Origin of the sequence: Aporhodopirellula rubra (assembly GCF_014192335.1) — a bacterium.
Lineage (GTDB): Bacteria > Planctomycetota > Planctomycetia > Pirellulales > Pirellulaceae > Rhodopirellula > Rhodopirellula rubra.
The window spans coordinates 17,499-39,722 of sequence record NZ_JACHXU010000022.1 but is presented as its reverse complement, the minus strand read 5'-3'; the positions used below and the strand labels follow the sequence as shown (position 1 = coordinate 39,722).

13 protein-coding genes and 1 pseudogene are annotated in these 22,224 nt (G+C 56.2%); 8 read left to right on the top strand and 6 right to left on the bottom strand.

Going from position 1 to position 22,224, the window contains the following annotated elements; genetic code table 11:
- Positions 1 to 77: 77 nt before the first annotated feature.
- Positions 78 to 1,745 (top strand): arylsulfatase, encoded by a 1,668-nt coding sequence (locus FHS27_RS23880; RefSeq protein ID WP_184307743.1) that lies wholly within the window; start codon positions 78 to 80, stop codon positions 1,743 to 1,745.
- A gap of 330 nt (positions 1,746 to 2,075) precedes the next feature.
- On the top strand, positions 2,076 to 2,498 hold the full coding sequence (locus FHS27_RS23875) for a hypothetical protein (RefSeq protein ID WP_184307741.1): 423 nt from the start codon (positions 2,076 to 2,078) through the stop codon (positions 2,496 to 2,498).
- A 92-nt stretch (positions 2,499 to 2,590) separates the two neighbouring features.
- Here FHS27_RS23875 and FHS27_RS23870 read toward each other — a convergent pair whose 3' ends face one another.
- Together FHS27_RS23870 and FHS27_RS23865 are read right to left on the bottom strand one after the other, a co-directional pair.
- Positions 2,591 to 2,986: a hypothetical protein gene (locus FHS27_RS23870; RefSeq protein ID WP_184307739.1), complete on the bottom strand. Its 396-nt coding sequence runs from the start codon at positions 2,984 to 2,986 to the stop codon at positions 2,591 to 2,593.
- A 349-nt stretch (positions 2,987 to 3,335) separates the two neighbouring features.
- The gene (locus FHS27_RS23865; RefSeq protein WP_246420756.1) at positions 3,336 to 4,448 is read right to left on the bottom strand and encodes a hypothetical protein; all 1,113 of its coding nucleotides are present in this window, start codon (positions 4,446 to 4,448) and stop codon (positions 3,336 to 3,338) included.
- A 306-nt stretch (positions 4,449 to 4,754) separates the two neighbouring features.
- Between FHS27_RS23865 and FHS27_RS23860 the strand changes: the two genes are divergently transcribed.
- Positions 4,755 to 6,257, top strand: coding sequence for a tetratricopeptide repeat protein (locus FHS27_RS23860; RefSeq protein WP_246420754.1), 1,503 nt, complete (start codon positions 4,755 to 4,757; stop codon positions 6,255 to 6,257).
- Positions 6,258 to 6,298: 41 nt separating this feature from the next.
- On the opposite strand, the gene FHS27_RS23855 is transcribed toward FHS27_RS23860, so the two are convergent.
- Positions 6,299 to 8,719, bottom strand: a complete 2,421-nt coding sequence (locus FHS27_RS23855) for an O-antigen ligase family protein (RefSeq protein WP_246420752.1) — start codon at positions 8,717 to 8,719, stop codon at positions 6,299 to 6,301.
- A gap of 86 nt (positions 8,720 to 8,805) precedes the next feature.
- Positions 8,806 to 9,978, bottom strand: coding sequence for an MraY family glycosyltransferase (locus FHS27_RS23850; RefSeq protein WP_184307737.1), 1,173 nt, complete (start codon positions 9,976 to 9,978; stop codon positions 8,806 to 8,808).
- A 272-nt stretch (positions 9,979 to 10,250) separates the two neighbouring features.
- On the opposite strand from FHS27_RS23850, the gene FHS27_RS23845 reads away from it, so the two are divergent.
- From FHS27_RS23845 to FHS27_RS31570, 5 genes and pseudogenes are all read left to right on the top strand, one after another.
- Positions 10,251 to 12,773, top strand: coding sequence for a DUF1592 domain-containing protein (locus FHS27_RS23845; RefSeq protein ID WP_184307735.1), 2,523 nt, complete (start codon positions 10,251 to 10,253; stop codon positions 12,771 to 12,773).
- A 7-nt stretch (positions 12,774 to 12,780) separates the two neighbouring features.
- Complete coding sequence (locus tag FHS27_RS23840) at positions 12,781 to 14,082, top strand: DUF1552 domain-containing protein (RefSeq protein ID WP_184307733.1); 1,302 nt, start codon at positions 12,781 to 12,783, stop codon at positions 14,080 to 14,082.
- A 110-nt stretch (positions 14,083 to 14,192) separates the two neighbouring features.
- Positions 14,193 to 16,070, top strand: a complete 1,878-nt coding sequence (gene glgB, locus FHS27_RS23835; protein WP_184307731.1) for a 1,4-alpha-glucan branching protein GlgB — start codon at positions 14,193 to 14,195, stop codon at positions 16,068 to 16,070.
- Between the two features lie 198 nt (positions 16,071 to 16,268).
- Complete coding sequence (locus tag FHS27_RS23830; RefSeq protein WP_184307729.1) at positions 16,269 to 17,543, top strand: DUF1559 domain-containing protein; 1,275 nt, start codon at positions 16,269 to 16,271, stop codon at positions 17,541 to 17,543.
- 475 nt (positions 17,544 to 18,018) lie between these two features.
- A pseudogene (locus FHS27_RS31570) lies at positions 18,019 to 19,189 on the top strand (zinc-dependent alcohol dehydrogenase).
- A gap of 66 nt (positions 19,190 to 19,255) precedes the next feature.
- Here the strand turns inward: FHS27_RS31570 and FHS27_RS23820 are convergent.
- Complete coding sequence (locus tag FHS27_RS23820) at positions 19,256 to 19,711, bottom strand: hypothetical protein (protein ID WP_009101830.1); 456 nt, start codon at positions 19,709 to 19,711, stop codon at positions 19,256 to 19,258.
- A gap of 570 nt (positions 19,712 to 20,281) precedes the next feature.
- Positions 20,282 to 22,132, bottom strand: coding sequence for a glycoside hydrolase family 97 protein (locus FHS27_RS23810; RefSeq protein ID WP_184307725.1), 1,851 nt, complete (start codon positions 22,130 to 22,132; stop codon positions 20,282 to 20,284).
- Between the last annotated feature and the right edge of the window lie 92 nt (positions 22,133 to 22,224).

Sequence of the window (22,224 nt, the reverse complement as noted above, 5' to 3'; positions counted from 1 at the left end):
AGGCGGACGTGTACTGAGAAAGGGTACACTCAAGACATGGCGTGAAGAAACAGATTCCCCCAAACCTGGATAGAACTTTGAAAAACATCACTTCGCTGACGCTCACGCTGTTATGCGTGCCCACCATCAACGCTTTCGCGGCCGAACGACCCAATATCGTCGTGATCATGGTCGACGACATGGGGTTCTCGGATATTAGCAGTTATGGAAGTGAAATCCCGACGCCGAACCTCGACGCTCTCGCGGATAACGGCGTTCGGTTTTCTCAGTTCTACAACACCGGGCGTTGTTGCCCGACTCGGGCCGCGTTGTTGACCGGATTGTACTCCCACCAAGCGGGGATCGGACACATGACGACCGATCAAGGCATGCCAGGATATCGAGGACACCTGAACAGTCACTGTGTCACGATCGCGGAAGTGTTACGAGACGCTGGTTACTTCACGGTCATGACCGGTAAATGGCACGTCGGATCAAACAACGGGTGCACTCCTTCGGGACGCGGTTTCGATCGGAGCTTGAATACACCAGCGGGAGGTTTGCACTTTTCTAATCAAACGGGCTCAAAAGGCGGCACGAAGCTGATGCTCAACGGCGAGCAAGTCGCCCGTGACGATCCTCAATTCGATCCGCCCTGGTACGGCGCCGATCTGTGGACAGACGCGGGGCTCAGGTTCGTTGACGAAGCCATCGAAGAAGACAAGCCATTCTTTTGGTACCTCGCACACGCCGCACCTCATTTTCCTTGCATGGCTCCTGAAGAAACGATCGCCAAATATCGCGGCAAATTCATGAAAGGATGGGACGAATTGCGGGAGGAACGTTACGCTCGCCAAATTGAGTCAGGCTTGATCGACGAAAGCTGGGAACTCGAGAAACGTCCGGACGAAATCCCGGCGTGGGATTCGCTCTCCCAAGAGGAACAGCAACGATACGACGACATGATGGCCATCTATGCAGCGATGATTGACGAAGTCGACAAGAATGTCGGCACACTCGTCACCGCACTGAAAAAGAACGGGCAACTCGACAACACGTTGATCCTTTTCTTGTCTGACAACGGAGGCAACGCCGAAGCGGGAATCAAGGGTAAATACGACGGCGATCATCCGGGCGATCCTCATTCGAACGTGTTCGTCGGACGATGTTGGGCGCATTTGAATAACACGCCGTTTCGCATGTATAAGCACTACAACCACGAAGGCGGTACGGCGACGCCGCTGATCGCCCACTGGCCCGCGGCGGTGTCACCTCGCGTCGGACCAGACGCCTGGATCACAACACCGACGCACGTGATCGACATCATGGCGACGTGTGTTGACCTCGCATCTGCGAAGTATCCTTCGCAGTTTAACGGCAGCACGATCACGGCCATGCAGGGACAAAGCTTGCGGCCTTTGTTAACCGGGTCGGGTAATTTCGCCGAACGCGCGTTGTACTGGGAACACGAAGGCAACGCGGCCATACGAGTCGGCAACGAAAAGCTAGTTAGGCAAAAAGAACGCGGTGATTGGGAACTGTTTGATCTAGCGAAGGACCGAACGGAACAACACAACTTGCTCGCAAATAACGCGGAACGAGCCGAAACGTTGCGCAAGCAGTGGGATGAATGGGCACAGCGCGCTAACGTGTTGCCCAAACCTGCAGCGAAGAAGAAACAGTCGGTGAAGAAGAACGGGGATAACGGTAAAAACCGAAAGCAAAAAAAGGCAAGTGCCCCGCCTGCAAATGAATCTGCCTCATAGACTTTTTGCCGCACCCCGTTTCGGAATTTCAAGCGTTCAAGCGACTGAGACAATGCTTTGACGGGGCAATCATTCGATCGTTTGACGTGAACGCCACCACTTTAATGCTTTTCAAATTCGGGGGCGTTGGATTGCTTCGGACGCGCAAATTGCAAAACGGTGATAATCGTTAGCGTGACCGAGACGTTGTTTCCGGAATTCCCGGAATCTGAAAAGATTCATTCGCACGACGCGTTAATCGTCACCCATGTTCCTTATGCCCAACCTGTTTTACATCACTCTTCCGCGCCACAAAATGCGCGATCGAATTCTTTTCGAGTAGGTAGACCGTTGAGCAACGTAATCGAACAATTCGGCTTCACCGGCACGCTTTCGCCCGAACTTGTCGCGTTCGCAAAACGTCAACTTGTCAACGCGACGCTCTATAAGGGCCGACAACGTCGTCGCGAGGGACGGTTCCCGATGATGGTTCCCGTCATCGGTGTGGCACTCGATGACCAAAACCAGCCCGTCTCCGATCCGTTTGAAATGGTCACCCGCGACGTCGGTGCGACATCGGTCGGTTTGATCCATGAGGATCCAATGCTGCACCAACGAATTGCGATTCATATGGTGGTCGGTGGCGTCGACGTGGACATGGCCATCGCACTGAAATGGCGTGGGGCTCTTGGACCGTTTTACGGATCCGGTGGAGTCTACCTCGCTCGGCTAGATCATTTCCCGTGTCAAATGGACTGTCTTTACGTTTGCTGATTCGATTCGCAAAACACCAACGTGATTGCGAGCGTCTCGCGAATCGATCTAGCATTTTCGCGGGAGTGCCATCCGAGCCTGTGTCGTGAGAATCAAGTGTGCACCAACATCGTGTATACGTGGGCTACACTCGCAATCAACAACCCCAGAACGGACAGATACTTTCCGATCTCGTGGTACCCGGCAAGCTTCTCATGGTTTCCCCAGAACCATTGAAAATGCATGAAGGCGCCAATGGATACGACAACAAGGCCGAACGTGACCGCGTGGATTCCGGCTATTTCCAACCAAAATCCCTGACTCAGTGGGCGAAAGCCACGTTGCGAAATATTCAACGTAATGGCGCGGCGAAGGATGCAACAACCGACACCGTACCCCGTCACGATACTGGATAGGATCACCCCGACGCTCCACATTTGAATCGGTCCACCCGTCGGCGGATCAGTAAGCCAATCGGCCATGTCGAACAGCGTTTCGTTGCGTCGCATTGTGAACGTCCTATCGAGCGTGAAAGTCTCTGCCGACCTTCACAGGCACGTTCCCCGGGCGGAAAAGGCGCGAAATCGCCGCGTCCCCTCCCAGTCGCCAAGGTTTAGAGACACCACAACGAATCAAATGCAAAATCGATGTGAACGGGAGACCGTGCACATCGATTGCGAGAGATCATCGTTGGAAGCTGACCGTTCACTCGGGTCGCGAATGAACGGAATCCCAAGACCGTGAAGGTGACAGCGAGTGCAGTTCAAGTGATGACAGGCTCGCTCACCTTAGCTGGACTCGCCAGAATTCGTTTTCGCGAAGACTGGCGAGATCGGCTACCTCTTTTCGCGGAACGCTTTAGCGAACCGTGCTAGCGTCTTCGCTTTGAGGTGCGGCGGCGGTTTCCGGCTGCGTTGACGCTGCCGGAGCCGAAGCGGTCTCGTGAGCAGGCTCGCTGGGCTGAGCGGCACCAAGTTGCGCTTGGGCAGATGCGAAGGCGGCAAGTTGTGCCTCCATCAAATCGGCTTGAGCCATCAATTCAACGTCGGCCGTCGCGAGCGCGGTATCCCGAATCTGAGAAATTTCCGCACGACGCTGCCGAGCGGCAACCGCGATCATGGCACCGAGGTCCACGTTGTTCTGGATGACGCCGGCGATCGCCAGCGCGCCGCTGGACTGCGACTCTGCCGCGGCCGAGGACTCACCTTCGGCGGCAGCCGCGTTCGACGCGGTGGCGTTGGAAGCCGCTGCGCTTCCATTGGCTGCGGCGGCGAACGCACCACTGATGGCACCTTCCGCGTTGCCTTGTGCTGTGCCGAACCAATCTAAAGCGGTTTCAGACGCGGCGTTGGCCGCGGCATTGGCACGGGCACGTGCATTCGAGCGAACCACGCCGGCAACCCGCAGTGGATTGAATTGGCCAAAGATACTGTCATAGGCAGAGATGTCTGCCGACGTGACTTGCATTGGAGCGACGGACGCGTTGACGTTAGCATTCAACGACGCGTTCGCCGATGAACTCATTCGCGTTGACGAGGTTGGCTGGGATGCGACGGAGGCATTGCTGTCGACGTTCGCTCCGACTCCGACATCCACGCGAACGCTACTGGCCGCAGCGGTGGCACCGTTGATGGCGGCGTCGGTGGTATTGTTCGCACGAGCTCGTGCACGAAGCGCGAGCTGGGCAGCTTGCTGAACCGATGCTTGAATTTGATTGTTGACGCGGGTTTGGATTCCGTTGGCGATCTGAGCCTGAACCCGTTGTTGCAGTTGGCCTTGGACCTGAGCCTGCACTTGGCTTTGAATTTGTGCCTGGACGCGTTGTTGTACCTGGGCTTGTACTTGTTGTTGGATTTGGCTCTGCGCACCTGGCAACAATCCGCCCACTCCTTGGGCCGATGCTGGGGCAGCGATCGCAGCGCCCGCCAAAAGGGCACCAACAAAACAACGCATTTGTTTTCGACTACTCATACTCGTTTTATGCTCCATGCACGAGACTTGTGTTACTGAACAAACTTCGAACCGGCGACGAGACCGAATCAGGATCTGGACTGGCAATTTTAAGCCTTGTCGTGATACGTATCAGTTCTGAAGCTGGCGAATTGTTCACTGAAAGCACAAGGTAGCGAACTGAGAGCAACGCCCGCCAGCCGAATTCGACCTTTGCTCCACCGGAAAATGATGCAGCACACGGCCCCCAATCGCTTGCTACGACGCCGCCGAACCAGAAAAGTCGTCCTTTCCTGGACACTCGCATTCGCTGCCGCAGGGCTGCCGATGCTTGTTCACGTCGCGCGTGCTCAGGACGATTCGAGCGGAACTGGCGCGTCGCGATTTTCACCGTCTCCCGCAGCCCCCGAAAATGCATCCGCGAGTGCCAGTATCACTCCATCCGCCGGCCAACTCAAAATGTTGGCGATGATGCAGAAGCGGGTCGCCGATTCACCAAACCACAGCGACTCGTGGCGGATGTTGGCAAAGTTGCAGTTCACGCTCGGACAGCCTTCCGATGCGATCGAATCGGTTCGCCGATCGGTGCAAGAGGATCCCCACAACGCAGCGGCCCATTTTGATCTGGGACAGTTCCTCGAAAAGACGGGGCAATCGGCCCAGGCCCGAGTTCACTACGACCGCGTGTTTTCGATCGCACCGCAAAGTTCCTACGCCGACCAACTTCGTTCGCAAGGAATTGATGCACCACCGACAAGTGTCGCGAATCTGCAGATGCCTCTGATCGTCTCGAGCAATGACGGGAACCGAGCAACTGGCGGCGATCTCGGCATCGATCACCTGCCGATGTTGCCGCTGAATCAAACACCGGTTCAAGCAGCAAGCTACGAGATCCAATCCTTTGATGGATCGGACGACGCAGAGTTGCGTATGGAACAACTGGGGGCGGAAGTCCGTGCACCAGCGAACCGGCTTCGCGTATTCCTGAAGACCGGCGTGCTGTACAACTCCAACGTGACGTTAACTCCGATCAGCCGTGAACTCGCCCAAAACGATAGCGCCAGCACCCAGGGGTTTCTTAATCCGGACATCGACTGGAAATGGATCCGCACGGACAACATGCGTGCCGGTCCGTTGTTCCGCGGTTACTACACAGTCAACGAAGACCATCTGTCCGATTTCAATCTCGCCAGCTTTCAGCCCGGCGCGTTCTTTGAACGCGAATTCCAACTCGGCTCAAACGAGGCGATTGCGCGAGTGGACTACGTTTTCTCGGCTGACTATTTCGACGGCAATGCGGTTGGCAATCGACACTCCGGAACCACATCGCTGACGCTGATCCGCCCCGACCTCGATGCGATTTATCTCTATCTAACCATCGCGCAATCCGCGTTCGAGGACGACGGCATCACCCCCTCGCAAACCTCCCTCGACGGACTGACGATCACCACCGGGATCACTCGCTTCTTTCAAACGGGATGGGAGCGATTACCAATGCATTCACTCGGTTTGGACTTCGAGTCGGCCGACACCGAGGGCGATGATTATCGATATCAGTCGGTCAATCTTCACGGATCGACCGGGTGGAAGATTTCACGCAAGTGGGAACTGATCCCGACGTGGGGAGTCGGCTACCGCGACTACGGAGACTATACCGGGGCAGTCGAACGCAACGAACTTTTCTGGCGAGTTCATGGTCGACTGCAATACCAGTGGAACGAATGGCTCAGCATCGCGGCCGTTTGCGGACACGACCGATTCGCATCCGACAACGTCGATTTTGACACCGAACGAACCGAAGGCGGCATCGAGTTCACCTTCACGCGGTAACCTTGCGAGCGAATCCCATCGCGATGATCGGGTTCGTCCGACTACTTCGCGTCTTCCCACTTCAAAACTTTCTCGGCGGATTGCCGCACGGGTCGTTCGATCGCGCGAGCACCAAAAACCTTTGCGGGCATAATCGGCTGCAAGTCGAGAACCCGCGTGATGACTCCGCCGCTGCTCGCGAGCATCCGGGCCCTTTCGGCGAGCTCCTTCGATGTCGTTAACTCAGCTCCTTTGTTATTCTGTTCGAGCTCGTGGAGCACGGCGGCCTGCTGAGCCGTGATCGCTTCATGAGTCGGCGACAGTTCACGAGCGCGATCGAGAATCTCGTTGGCGGCGACCAAATCATCCACCACTCCGGCAACTTGATAACGGTGTAACAGCAACTCGGCGATCGCACGCAGCCGAACCGGATCGTTACCCGATCGCCGGACGGCTTCATCAATGGACGCGTCGGCAATTTTGCGTTGACGAGTGGTTGACGGATTGCGGGCGAGCGATGGAAGCAATTCCTGGTTATCGATCGTCGACAACCAAATCGCGATGTCGGAATTGAGAGGATCCGACCGTAACGCTTCCTTCAACACCGTCGTCGCAGCGGCTCCCCGGTTGGTACTTGCCAACATCGTGGCGTTCGACAGCGCCGCGTCCGATCGCCTCACCGGACGATACGAGAAGAAGTAGCTGACCATGATCAAGACCCCCATCAACCCGACCGTCGCGACTCGCGGTATGAAAGTGTTGGCTTGCCGATTGGGTGTCTCTGCATTCTCCGGTGGCGTCCATTTCGCGGCGATCGCGGCCAACGCGATTAGAAACATCGATACTCCTGGTACCGTCCAACCGCCCGAAAAACAGAGGTGCGTCAATCCCGTCGCAGCGGACGCGGCAGCAATGTTGCGGCATTGATTGTCGGTGAGCAGCTCACTCGTCTCATGCATTGCATAAAGCCAAATCGCCAACGTGGAGATCGCAATCGGAACGGCCAACAAATGAGCGTCAAAGTCAGGGAGGTTGCCGGTGACGATTCCCATGTACCACACCGCCATGAACGCGAGCACGGTTCCTATGCCAACTGCGATCGCGATTCGAACGCGTTCACCGTTGGAAACCTTCGCTGGCTCTGGTAATGACAGTTCGCTCGTCCGCGACGCTCGCCGATAGACCAGAGTACCGGCGATCAGGAAGAGCACGAGCAAACCGGCGGCGATCCAACCACCACACGCGAGCGTTTCAAAGAAAAAGTTATGCGGCTCAGCAATCAACTCGTGCGCACGTACGTCCCGATACTTCTGGTAAACGAGCTGAAAGTTACCGGGCCCGGCACCAAACCAAGGATGATCGGATGCGATACCGAGCGTGGATCGCCAGTACTGCGACCGTAATTGAATCGTTGCCGGAGCTTGCGTCACCCACTCACCGCCCAACAACGATTGTCCGTACTTCCACAACACGGCGAACACACCGAGAGTGGCTGTCGCCAACACAGCTACCCGCGTCGCAGTACGTCGATCCATTGACACCGGTTGACTGTGATTATTCCGGTCGTTCGACGTAATCGCATCGACGCGTTCGCTCTTCGAGTGCGCCCGTTTGCGGTAGAACACGATGCCAAGCGATGCAAACGCGACGACCATCACCGATAACACGCCGCTGCGGCTTCCCGTCGTGAGGAGTGCAATCAGCGTCAACACCATCACACCAACCACCGCTGCGCCGCCGATCCAATCGGGTCGACTCCCGTCACGGTTGCGATATCGTGGGATCCAACAGATGACCACACCCGCGCAAAGCGTCACGCACATCGCGAGCGGTCCGGCGAGCGAATTGGCGAGGGCAAACGTCCCCGTCGGACCGCCGTCCCTCATGCGGTTTTCAAAAATCATTCGAGCTGCGGTGCCCGCTTCGGCGTCGAGACCGATCTTGGCCAGCATTCCGTCGGGATCGTTCTGGTATTCGCGAATCGTTTCGGGAAAGGAGATGAAATACTGGTGCAGCGTGTGTACCGCGAGAAGGCCGCCGAGGCTGATCAGCAATCCGATTGCCGCGGCCGAAGCTTGTCGGCATTGGAACAACCGGCGAGCAACCACGAAAACCGTCGCGCCCGCAATCCACCACCACGCTTCGTTCGTCGCGGACCGCAAATCGCCGCCAACGGCTGGCTGAGTTGACGCAAAGAATCCCCCGGTGATCCATGCGGAGAGGAACACCCACCCGGCCAACATGATCGGCGCGGCGTCGCCCCACCACGATGTTCGACGCCATTGAAACGTTGGAGACATGCGTAGCATCCACGTTGCCCCGGCACCCCAGATCATTAGCGCGAGGCATAGTCCTAACGCGTCCCCATTTTCGACTGCCGTTGAATCGGCGGGATGATAGACCGCCCACACCATCCCAACGCAGAAAAGCGCCAACAAAACGAGTCTGCCCAGGGAGTCAGCAGGATTCTCTCGTAGACTCATTTCAGTCGACGCTGTTTTCGTCGGTTCACTCGTGTGGGGTTTTATCGGCGTCGACGTCGACTTTTGCGACGAAGCTCTTCGGCCGCTCACGACTTCGCCCCACGGTCGCGCGTCGATTCGAGAATCGCGACCAGAGTCAACATGCAGCCAACAATGCCGAGCACCGTAATCGCTTGAAGAAGACTGACGTGCGTCAACAAAATCGCAGACAAACCGCACGTCGCGGTTATCAAGTGAATCGTGGCCACCGCCGCCGTTCGCGACAGCCCCAAATCCACCAACCGGTGCGACAGGTGACTGTGATCCCCCAGGAACGGGCTGCGACCTTCCCGAATGCGAATCCACAAAACGGATATCATGTCGTACAGCGGAACGGCCATGACACACAACGGCGCCAACACAGCGTGTGGACGCACGGTCCCATCCGCGGACGGTCCGCCGACGAACGTCGCCATCAGCATTGAAACCGCGATCAAGAAACCCACCAGATAGCTGCCACCGTCGCCCATGAAAATTTTCGCCGGTGGACGATTGTGAAAGAGAAAACCGATCAGCGATCCGGCAACGACGAGCAACAGTCCCGCGACCAAGAGCTGCGGGCGATCCGTTCCGGGATCCGTCGTCGTCAACATCACAACTGCCATCGAACTCGCAATGATCGCCGCGATGCCGCCGGACAGCGCATCCATATTGTCGAGCATGTTGAATGAGTTAATCACCGCAACAATCCAAACCACCGACATGAGTTTGGTCAGCCAACCGGCGTCGAGATACGCAGTCAATTCGATCCCCAATCCGAAAACGACGCCCGCCGCCATTCCGAACTGGACGCCCAATCTCACAATGATCGATAGGCCCCGGCGATCGTCCCACAAACCGAGCACCATCAAAATCGTGCTGGCGGTAAGCAACCAGAACATGTCGGGTGATCGAGACCAAACACCGGGCGCGTGCGTGATCGCCGCGCCCCAAAACTGATCCGGCAACAGACCACCGAGCGATCGTTGAAGAGTCGCCGCTCGTTCTGGATCCTGCATCCACCACGCCGCGATCAAACCGATCAGAATCGTTCCGGCGATACCGCAGTAGATTCCAATACCGCCACCGAGAGGCGTCGGCACGGTATGGCTGCTATGCCCGCCTGGGCGATCGAGCAGTCCCAATTGACGCGCGTAGTAACGAACCGGATAGAGAACCAACCAACTGATCAAGGTCGCTATCCCGGCGGCCGCCAATACGAGCAAGACGGTAGCCGACATAGAAGACGCGGGTGTGGTTGGAATAAAGAAGAGATCGAATGCGTGTTGCCATTACGCAGCGTCGCGAATTTTGTTCACGGGATTTTAACAGGTATTGGACCGACCGAATCGAAGTGATCCCGCCTTTCAAAACGCGTTTCGCGAGAATCCGTTTCCATTAATCATACCAACCGCTACAATAGACACGCCCTACCGTCCGCGAGCCCCGCCTTAAGCCTCCCTCCCCACTGCTCGCGGGCTCATTGACCCTCCCCATCTTCTGACAAACATTCATGCGTTTGTTTCCTGGTTCGCGTATTTCCATGTTGGCACTGACGATCGTCCTGATCGTTGTCAGTGGAGATTTTGCTTCGGCACAAAACGACGGCTCGACGTCTGTCCCCGATTCTTCGATCGAATTTCTGCAATCCAATTGCGTCGATTGCCATGACGGGCCCTCGGGCGAAGGCGGGTTCGATGTCGAGGCCGTGTCGAACGACATCGATAGTCTACAGAGCTACCAGACTTGGGTGCGGATCTTTGACCGAGTCGAGAAGGGCGAAATGCCGCCGCCGGAGGACGCCGAACTCGAACGCAGCGAGTTGCAATCGTTCCTTCCGACGACCAAGGCGGCACTGATGCGAGCCGCTCGGATCTCACGAGTCAGCGCCGGTCGTGTGCAGGGTCGTCGACTGACCAACATGCAATTGCAACGGACACTCCAAGATCTTTTGATGATCGACGTGCCGCTCGCTCGCCTGATGCCCGCTGAAACACGCAACAGCGGATTCGTGCATCTTGCTGACACTCAGACGATGTCGCATTTTCAGTTGGAATCACACCTCAATGTCGTCGATGCGGCGCTCGACGAAGCGTTCGAACGAGCGACGTTGCCCGAACGTCCATGGTCGATCGACTACGAACCCAAAAAGATCGCAAACAAACGCCCCGAACGTCGCAACCGAGAACCCGAACTCCGCGAGGGACTTGCGGTGACTTGGTCTGCAGGACTTGTCTTTTACGGCCGCATCTCCTCAACGCGAGTCCCGGAATCGGGAACCTATCGAATCACGGTGACCGCGTCGGCGCTGAAGCCACCCGCTGTTGCCGACAATCCGCCAACGGATGACAACGTGAGCCTTCCTCCGGGTGTTTGGTGCAGCGTTCGCAGCGGCGAGTGCGTTGCGAGTTCACCGTTGATGAATTGGATCGGCGCCTTCCGAGCCACCGAATCCCCCAAAACAATCAGCTATGAAGCTTGGATTCCTGAAGGGCACATGATCGAAATCCGTCCCGCCGATGCAACCCTTCCACGAGCGACGGTCCAAGGCGGCCAAGTTGGATACGGCGAGTGCGAAGACCAAGACGTCCCCGGTGTTGCCATGCACCACTTAAAGATGGAACGCATCCATCCGCTCTCAGACAACCACGGCGTACGCAAGCGACTGTTCGACGACATGACCTTGCGTTACGACAAAAACACCAAACGCAGCGTCCCATCGATTCGAGAAATGAACGACGCCGAAGTGTTTGAGGCACTTGCTCAACAAATCAACAGTTTCAGCGAATTGGCGTTTCGCCGACCAACTAGCGAAGAACAAATCCAGCCGTACGTTGAGTTCGCCGAAACCCAGTGGCGTGAAAGTCTCGCGTTGGGCGAGAAACGCGAAGACGCCTATGTCGCCGCACTGCGTTCGGGTTATCGAGCGGTCCTATGTTCGCCCCGCTTTCTCTACTTATGCGAATTCGCCGACGACGCCGGAAACCTCGATCAATGGTCGGTCGCCTCTCGACTGAGCTACTTTCTGTGTGGGTCGATGCCCGACGATGAACTACGTAGCGCCGCAGCCAATGGCGGGTTGCGTACACCCAAACAATTGCGTCAACAAACCGATCGACTGCTCACGACGCCCCGTGGACGCCGGTTCGTCGAAGAGTTTTCCGCACAATGGCTGGACCTCGTCGACATCGACTTCACGGAACCCGATCGACGTCTCTTTCGCGACTTTGATGTAGTGGTGCAAAACGCAATGCTCGCCGAGACACATCGATTCCTTCAACACTTGTTGGACAACGATCTGCCGATTCGCAATTTAATCGACGCCGACTACACGTTTCTCAACGAGCGACTCGCTCGCTACTACGGGATCGAGCAACCCGTCGACATCACCGGTCATCCTCTCGACGATCGTGTGCAAATGGTTTCGCTCAATCGTGATTCGCAACGTGGCGGGCTGCTGTCACACGGTTCCATCCTGAAAGTGACTGCCAACGGTAACGACACGTCGCCGGTGCTGCGCGGCATTTGGGTTTGTGAACGGATCTTAGGTCAGGAAATATCCCCTCCACCCAAAAACGTCCCGGCCGTCGAGCCCGACATTCGTGGTGCGACGACCATTCGTGAACTGCTCACCAAACATGAATCAGATGCTTCCTGTGCGGCGTGCCATAAAAATTTTGATCCGCCCGGTTTTGCACTCGAAAATTTCGACGCCGGAGGAAAATGGCGAGATCACTATCGACAACTCAAAGGCAAACGCTACGTGCGTGGACCGGTGGTTGATGCGAGTTACACGATGGTCGACGGAACCGAGTTTCAATCGTTCGGTGAATTTCGACAACTGCTCGCCAACAACGATGACGTGTTAGCCGCAAACCTGGCTTCGCAGTTGTTGACGTACGCGACCGGAGCCAAAATTCAGTTTGCCGATCGCCCGATCGTGAAGTCGATTGTGCGTCAAACGGAGGAATCGGATCACGGCGTCCGCTCCATTCTCCACGCGGTCGTCTCCAGCAAAACATTTCTCAATAAGTAGTCACGCGATGAAACCTCGATCTACCCAGTTCAACTTGCAGAAACGTCTTCGTCGTCGAACCGTCTTGCGTGGCAGCGGCGTTGCAATGAGCTTGCCCTGGCTCTCGGCCATGCGATCGGCTTTTGCGAAAGAATCCGCGGACGAGAACGCACGACAGAACCCACGACGCCTCGTTGCCGTGACGGTCGGATTGGGCTTGGTCAGTGAAAACTGGATGCCTGCCGGTGAGGGCAAACAGTACACGCCATCGCGGTATCTGCGTCCCCTCGATGATCTACGCGATCAATTGACCATCGCATCGGGAGTCTCTCACCCGGGCGTCGGCGGAGGCCACCGGGCCGAAGCCAGCATTCTGACGGCGACGCCGATGGGTACGGCCGGACGCGCCGTGAATACGATCTCAGTGGATCAGATGCTCGCCAAACATCGCGGTGACGCGACGCGGTACCCTTCATTGGTATTGGCAACCGGTGGCACCAACAGCCCGTGCTATACCGAGAGCGGTGCGATGATCCCTCCGATCACGTCCGCGTCCCAATTGTTTTCCGAGTTGTTCGTCGACGACTCACGTCAAGAGCGGCAAAAACAGGCCGCCCGCGTTCGCCAGGGACGCAGCATCATGGACGTGGTCGCCGAAGACGCGAAGTCGCTGCAACGGACGCTCGGACGTGGCGACCGGGATCGACTGGACGCCTATTTCTCGAGCGTCCGCGGCCTCGAACTGCGAATGCAACAATCCGAACGATGGGCAAAGATGCCGAAGCCCAAAGTGGACGCCGACCGACCGATCGACATTCGCAACCCGAACGATCTGATCGGACGCTTCCAAACGATGTGTGAATTGATGCACCTCGCGTTGCAAACGGACTCCACTCGATTCATCACCTTGCATCTTCCCGGCGGTGGTGGCGTTGTTCCGATCGAGGGCGTGGAGGAAGGCTACCATTCACTCAGCCATCACGGTCTCGACGACACGAAACTCGAGCAACTCGCAATTGTCGAAGAAGCACTCGTTGCACAGTGGGGCAGTTTTTTACGGTCGCTTGCTTCGGCCGACGACGCTCGCGGCAGCCTTCTCGACGACACCACTTCGTTCCTAACGAGCAATCTCGGAAACGCGTCCAACCACAGCAACCGGAACATGCCCATGCTGATCGCGGGTGGCCCCTTCCGCCACGCCGGACACCTCGCGTTCAGTCAAAAGAACAACTACCCGTTGCCAAATTTCTACCTTTCGTTGCTGCAGAAATTCGGTTTGGAAGTTGACCAATTTGCGACCAGCACCGGAACAATGGACGGTTTGTCGTAACCGCGGACTCGATCTGAGAGATCGTCGCACCCCCTCACACGCGTCCCCGCCGATCCTGTAAAATTCGCTGGAAACATTCACCTGACTCCACAACTTGGGTATCCATCGAGATGAAAACCAGCGACGAAGCACCCGTGTCGGTCGAACGCAACGAACGTTACCACTGGCTCGGTGCTCACCCGGAAACGCGTGATGGTGTCGCGGGAGCACGTTTCGCCGTCTGGGCTCCCAACGCAACCGAAGTCAGCGTGCTGACCGAGGGCAACGGCTGGCAACACGGCCAGGATTGGTTGCAAGGCAGCGACTCGGGCGTGTGGTCAGGGTTCATCGCCGGCGCCGGTGTCGGAACGCACTACAAGTACGGCGTGCGATCCAAATCAGGAATCGTGACCGACAAAGCCGACCCTTACGCATTCGCGGCCGAACACCCGCCCGCCACGGCATCGATCATTCACGATCTGGAAAAGTACAAGTGGCGTGACGAAGATTGGATGTGTCGCCGGGGACTCGTTGATTGGTTGAAACAACCGATCTCCGTCTACGAGGTGCAACTCTCGTCTTGGAAACGCCCGTGGGACGGACGCCGGTACCACACGTATCGCGAACTCGCCACGATGCTGGTCGATTACGTCAAAGAACTCGGGTACACCCACATTGAATTGATGCCGATCACGGAATTCCCGTTCGACGGATCATGGGGATACCAGGTCACGAGCTACTTCGCCCCAACGAGCCGCTTCGGAGGCCCGGACGAGTTTCGATACTTCGTCGATCACTGCCATCGCAACAACATCGGCGTGATCGTCGACTGGGTTCCTGCACACTTCCCCTATGACGAACACGGTTTGGCGTACTTTGACGGCACGGGACTCTATGAACACGCCGACAAACGTCAAGGCTTCCACCCCGATTGGAACACGCACATCTTTAATTACGGACGACAGGAAGTCCGCGATTTCCTTCACGCGAGTGCTCGATTCTGGTGCAAGGAATATCACATCGACGGATTGCGTGTCGACGCGGTCGCCTCGATGTTGTACCTCGACTATTCACGCGAAGACGGTGAATGGGTTCCGAACCAGTTTGGTGGTAACGAGAATCTGGAAGCGATCGAATTCCTCAAACAGTTCAACACTCACCTGCATGCGGACTTCCCCGGTGTGTTGACGATCGCCGAAGAGTCGACCTCGTTCGGAGGCGTATCGAGCCCGGTCTACAACGGCGGGCTAGGTTTCGGCATGAAGTGGGACATGGGATGGATGCACGACACGCTGGAGTACATCAAGCGCGATCCTATCTATCGCAAATACCACCAAAATGAACTCTCGTTTCGTTCGGTGTACCAGTTCAGCGAAAACTTCATGTTGCCGCTCTCGCACGACGAGGTCGTTCACGGTAAAGGCTCGCTCTTGTCGCGAATGCCGGGCGACCAATGGCAACAATTCGCTAACATGCGTCTGCTGTACGGGTACCAGTACGCATCCCCAGGTAAAAAACTGCTCTTCATGGGATGTGAATTTGGTCAGTCGTCGGAATGGAATGCGGAGAGCCAACTCGACTGGTCGCTGCTACAGTTCGATGTGCACGACGGGGTGAAGCGGTTTATCGGCGACCTGAACCGCATTTACAAAGACTATCCGGCGCTGCATGAACTCGATTGCGACCCCGCCGGTTTCTCATGGATCGCCGCTGACGATGCGGATAAGAGCATCTTCACGTTCTGCCGTATGGCCTCGGATGGCAGTACCGTCGTCGTCGTACTGAACTTCACTCCCGCACCGCACGCGGGATATCGAATCGGCGTTCCACAATCGGGCAAGTACATCGAGATCCTCAACAGCGATTCGAAACTCTACGGGGGCAGCAACGTCGGTAACCTCGGCAAGATCGCCAGCGATCCGATCGCGGCACACGGACGCGAACAGAGCCTCAAACTCAACATTCCTCCGCTCGCCATGGTCATGCTCTCCGCAACCGATAACTCGTAGCAACGCCGCCGAACCCTGTTTCGCTAGCACGATCGAGACGATATCCAGCAACGGTGAACGAGCACGTTAACATCCGAAATGCTCTCGCTACACCACGCCAGGTCATGCTTGCGTGGTTGTCAAAGAGTCGGGCATGATTCGTGGTCGCCGACGGATTGGCACGCGGGATCGAATTAAGTCGACCACGGAGAGTGTGTGATGTCAGGGGAACCGCAAACGAAAGAACGCTGGCGGTTGACGCGAGCGGGTGCCATCGCGTTGCTGGGCTGCCTAATGTTGCTGCTCGCACTGTTGATTCCCGCGATTCAGACCGCACGCGAAACGGCGCGGCGAATGTCGTGTATCAACAATGCCAAACAACTCGGGTTGGCGTTCCATAACTACCACGCTGCTTTTCTCCAACTTCCGCCTGCATGCGGCGGCACCGGTCCTACCGCCGGCGGTGACGAGTTATCGAATCAGAATCGCCTATCCGCATGGGTCGCCGTCGTGCCGTTTGTGGAGGCATCGTGCCTGTGGGACATGATCAGCAACCCGTACACCACCGGGCCGCATCCTTCATCAAATGAGGGACTCGACGATTTGACCAAGACAAAATCGTGCGAATCTTTCCGGGATCAGTTGGACGCACTCTCCGTCGCACCGGGCCCATTAATGAGCGAGGATGGATCATTCTATTTTCCGCCTATGGGTCCCGCACCTTGGAAAGCAAACGTTTATCCGATTTGGCAATGGGGATTGTCTACGCTGCGGTGCCCGAGCGATCCAACGCAAAAGCCTCAAGCGCATGCTGCGCTCAGCAACTATGTGTTCTGTTACGGCGACGCCATTCATGACGTCGGCTACCCTGCCGGCGAGTTTCTAGACTTCCGATTGAGAACGGCCGACACCGGATCGCACCGAGGTGCATTCAAAGCGGGACGTCCAACGCGATTCGATGACATCACGGATGGATTGAACCACACGTTATTGGCCGCCGAAGTCGCGACGAGCGACGCATCACGACGAGGCTTCAGCAGTATCACGGCCAACATCACGGACTTGAAAGACAATCCCTCACGTTGTCTTGACGTCGTTGACAGCAGCGGCAACGTCAAGCCCGATTTTCAGTTGCGATTCACTCCCGACGGGAAAGCCTCGCGGGGAGGAAACTGGGCAGATGGTGCAATCTCCTGGTCGGGATTCAACACGATCCTTCCCCCCAATTCACCGAACTGCGACACCGAACGCGAATTACGTCTCGAGGGCGTTTTCAGTGCCTCGAGCTTACACCACGGCGGCTGTCACGCTTTGTTTGCCGACGGGGCTGTGCGATTTGTCGTCAACACCATCGACACCGGTGATCTCACGCGAGCGAGCGTTTACACAGACAACCCAATGGACTCAAACGTTGACAGTCCTTACGGCGTCTGGGGTGCCTTGGGCACGATCGCAGCGCGACAGAACGCTGAATCAAAACCTGAATCACCGTAGTATTTCACAATCAAAACGCGCCTCGAGCTCAACGGTGCAAATCTCAATCTCGAACCTCGCCGATCGCAACGCATCTATGGGCGTCTCTCTTGCGACCGTGATAACAACCGCGTAGTCGATGCAACCGCACGCTGCTCGATTATCGACCGTCATGTCGATCAACGTCATTGGAATGCGTACGAAGTCGATCACCACGACAGTTACGTTAGCCATCTTTCACGGCATCTTTCGGATGATCGGGTGCGCTGCGCGGTGGCGCGACGCCTATCCGCGCTGACACTCCCGCATCAACGCGTGTGCGATCGGCACGGGAGTTGCGATTGCTCACGCCCGCAGGAGGTCAATTTCGTAGTTGCCTCAGCAAACGAACGTCTCATCGAGACGCAGCGTGAACTCAGATTGCCCCTCATTCAGATCGCACTGAGATCTGCGTTCATTCGCGGGGGCCAACTCATTGGATAAAGGAACAGAATTGATGAAAGCGGTTTGCTGGCACGGTCGGAATGACATTCGAGTTGACAACGTCGACGATCCGAAAATCTTAGACCCTCGTGACGCGATTATACGAGTCACGGCTACCGGGATCTGTGGATCCGATCTGCACCTGATGGCCGGTGCAGCGCCGGCAATGGAAGCCGGCGACATTATCGGTCATGAGCCTATGGGAGAAGTCGTTGAGGTTGGCAATGACGTCAAACGGTTGCGAGTCGGCGACCGGGTTGTCGTGCCGTTCACGATTTCGTGCGGCGAATGCTTCTTCTGTCAATCAACTCTCTATTCGTTGTGCGATCAGTCGAACCCCAATGCGGAACAGGCGGAAAAGGTGATGGGCCATTCGCCCGCCGGATTGTTTGGATACACTCACATGCTCGGTGGTTACGCGGGCGGGCAAGCCGAATATTTGCGAGTCCCCTACGCTGATGTCGGACCCATCAAAGTTCCCAATGGCTTGCCGGACGAACAGGTTGTTTTCTTATCAGACATCTTCCCGACCGGCTACATGGCCGCAGAAAATTGCGAAATACAACCAGCCGACACAGTTGCAGTATGGGGCTGTGGCCCCGTCGGACAATTCGCGATCCAAAGTGCATGGATCGCTCGGTGCCAAACGCGTTATCGCGATTGATACAGTGCCTGAAAGATTGAAAATGGCTCGAGAGATCTCCAACGCGGAGGTGGTCGATTACGAGAAGTCTGATGTCTACGCGACCCTGCAACAACTGACAAAAGGGCGTGGCCCGGATTGTTGTATCGACGCCGTCGGCGCCGAAAACCACGCCGCCGGCAATTTGCAATCCGCACTCGATGACGCCAAAACGGCACTACATCTGGGCTCGGGTCGCCCGCACGTCTTGAACGAAATTTTCAAGTGCTGTCGCAAGGGCGGCCGAGTCTCTGTGCCCGGCGTGTACTTCAGCAGCGTGAACTTGCAGTGGGGAACTGCGATGAACAAGGCACTGCAAATCCGTCTGGGGCAAACTCACATGCAGCGTTACTTGACGCCTCTGATGGAAAAAATCACCGAAGGCAAAATCGATCCGTCATTCGTGATTACCCACGTCGAACCGCTCGAGAACGCTCCAAACGCCTACAAGAAGTTCCGAGACAGAGAAGACGGGTGCATCAAAGTCGTTCTGAAACCATAAGGTCACTACCGCCCTCGATTGCGACGGGTAAACGTTGACAATGGGTGAGGTCAGCGTATCGATGCTCTACACTTCACCCGCCGGTCGCCGGAGTTCACCCGAATATTCAACCATCTCGGATTTTTCGGCTTTTAGCAAAACCGCCATGTCAGACGCGACATGACAAATCTGACTGACGAGCTCGTTGACATCTTTCTCGTCACTCAAACCTTCTGACACAGCTTCTTCAACCATTTGTCGGACAGCGACTCGGAAGAACTCCGCCGGATTCGCAGCCTCATAGCGTTCTAACGCGTCCTTCGTTAACACGAGCAACTTGCCAGCCTGTTCGACATCCACCTCCAACTTCTCGGAGATCCGTAGGATCGACCAACGTTCGACAACCGCCTTTTCGAGCAATTTTGCATCCCTCGGCATCAACGACTCGTAACGTTCGTTACCGATTTGGAGATGACCTAGATAGTTGTCATAGGTATAGCCGAATATATCAGCAGCAAGGCGTTCGTATTTTCCGATTCTCATAGGGTCGTCATCACGTTTGTTGGATCTAGCGGTACGTTTCCAAGGAGTTGGACTGGGGGTTAGCTGACCGTTGGCATCGCCGGGAAGTTTCGACGATGTCGTCGACAAGATTATAGAGTGTGGTTCCCAAGATGTAATGGCGATCCTTCTCTGGAACATAAGCCATATCTTACCGCTCGCAACGATCAATTCTGGTAAAGGAAGACTGGCCGATCAAGTTCCGTTTCTGTACCGTGAACGATTCCAGAAAGATCTGGCCCATCAATTACTCGGTCATCAGGAAGATCGGCGCCAGTCGGTTTCGCGATCATTGGAAGCAGATCGATATTCGCATGGACGAGATCCGAACTGCTTCCGGCCGGCATCCTACCCGGTGCCCGACTGATGAGAGGAATACGAAACCCACCGTTGGAAGTGCTCGTCTTGAATGTACGCAGTGGTTCGCCGTGCCCCACGTGATCGCCTACTCTCCACCACGGACCATTATCGCTCGCTAAAACCACACAGTCGTTTTCATAGCAGAAAGTGCGTTGATCACACTCTCGGGGACACTTCAGTTACTCAGCGAGGTCACTTCGCTGAAGCCGGCGAAATGATGATTGCACACCCACTTCCGAATCTCATCGTCGCCGTCAGCGAACTGCTCGACGTGACTGCACGCGACTGGACCGTGACCAGTTTTTTGTCCCCGGGATTCTCGGAAAAAACCTTCGCCGTGTACTCTCCGGGGCCAAGGAAGTCCAACGGGATGTCGAGGCTTCGCGCCTCGTTAACGATCGTTCCCACAAACCAACGCTCACCTTTCTTGCGGGCCACGGTCATGTAGCTGCCGATCGATCCATGAATCACTTTCGAATCATCCCATGTCGTCGGCATCTCCTTCCAAAACTCTAACTCAGGATACGATCGTCCGGCATAGCGATCAGCTTGGTCATACCAGTGGAGGTATTGCAGTGGGCTATAAAACACGACACCCAACGCCAGCTGAAACGAGCGGCTCACCACTCGACCGTTGAGGTAGCAGGGAGTGTAATCACCCGCTCCAGCGATCATCCGGGCAAAGGATGTTGTCAGAACATTCTTCGGTGGGTTCCCCCGTTCCGGCAGTTCCTCGTTGCCAAGGATCCCTTCGACCGTCAAAACATTTGGGTAGGTTCTCTCGATCCCTGTCAGCCGAAAGTTATCGTGGATGTCAACGATCAGCTTGTACTTCGCGGCCGTCTTGATCGAGCCGAACAAGAACTCCATGTCGGACTGACTCTTCCAATCGACAAATCCGAACTTCACGCCCCGAATGCCCCATTGCTGGTAGGTGCGAAAGGTCTTGTCCAGATCGTATCGCGACATCGCAATCTTGTTGATGTAACAAATCAGACCGATCCCGTGTTCGTCCGCATATCGAATTGTCTCCGGCATGTCGATGGAACCAACAACCGTCAACGGGTTGGAATCGGCCGCCCGTTCGGGCCCATACCAGCCCGCGTCATAGTGCACGTATTGGTAGTTGTTGGCGGCGGCGTAGTCGATGATCGCCTTGGCTGCGTCAGTCGCGAGATTGCTTCGCCAGACCTTGCCGGGTTTGATCCAAGACGTATCATCAAACGCACTCGGTTCCGAAAGATTTTGCAGCAAGTAATGGTGTTCGACCAGCGTGCCGGGATGGTCGGCAACCATAACCACTCGCCAAGGAGTGGTGAGAGAATCATTGGCCGAAACCGTTCCGCTGCGAAATCGAGTGATCAGTTGCAGCTCGCCGGATCGATTCAACATCATCGGTGCGTAGTGTTCGAGACTCCCCGCTTCGGCGATCGCCACAAAATGCGATTTAGTTTCCAACAACAAGGGCCGAATCGCCTGGTCCGGCATCTCAGACAATTGCACTTTGGAATACTCCGCCTGCGGGTAGTCGTCCCAGTAGACCAAGTGATCGTCGGTGAATTGAAACCGGCTGTCTTCCGAGCGGAGCGTGATTTTCGAGACGCCTTTCTGCGCGGGAATCATGTAGCGAAACGCAACACCTTCATCGTACGCACGGAACGCGAGATCGAGCCGTCGCTTCTTGCCGGACGCTTCCCGAAGTTGAACGACACACTCGCGGTAGGCATCCGGGTAGGAACTTTTGGAGCCGACCACGGGATCCCAACTGTCATCCTGCGACGGGGTCTGGGTATCCTCGACCACAAACCGGTCGCTGAAGCCATCGCCTTCGAGGTCCAACGAGAGACCCGAATCGGAAAGGATGGCCGTTCCCCGATAGGAGACATTGTAATGCGGCACTCCGTCTTTCAGCAAAAACCGAATCACATGGTTTCCTGACGGAGATGAAACGCTCATATCGTCAGCTAGTAAACGGCCGGTGAACGCTGAAAGAATTAACAAACAGACGATCGGTAATAGAGACAGCTTTGACATTGAGTTCATGGTGGGAGGCGTGGGGTTCGTGGATACGATCGCAGGACCGAGTCCTAACAGGATTCCGCAGGAGCAACGATTCGCCAAGAGAGCAAACCCGA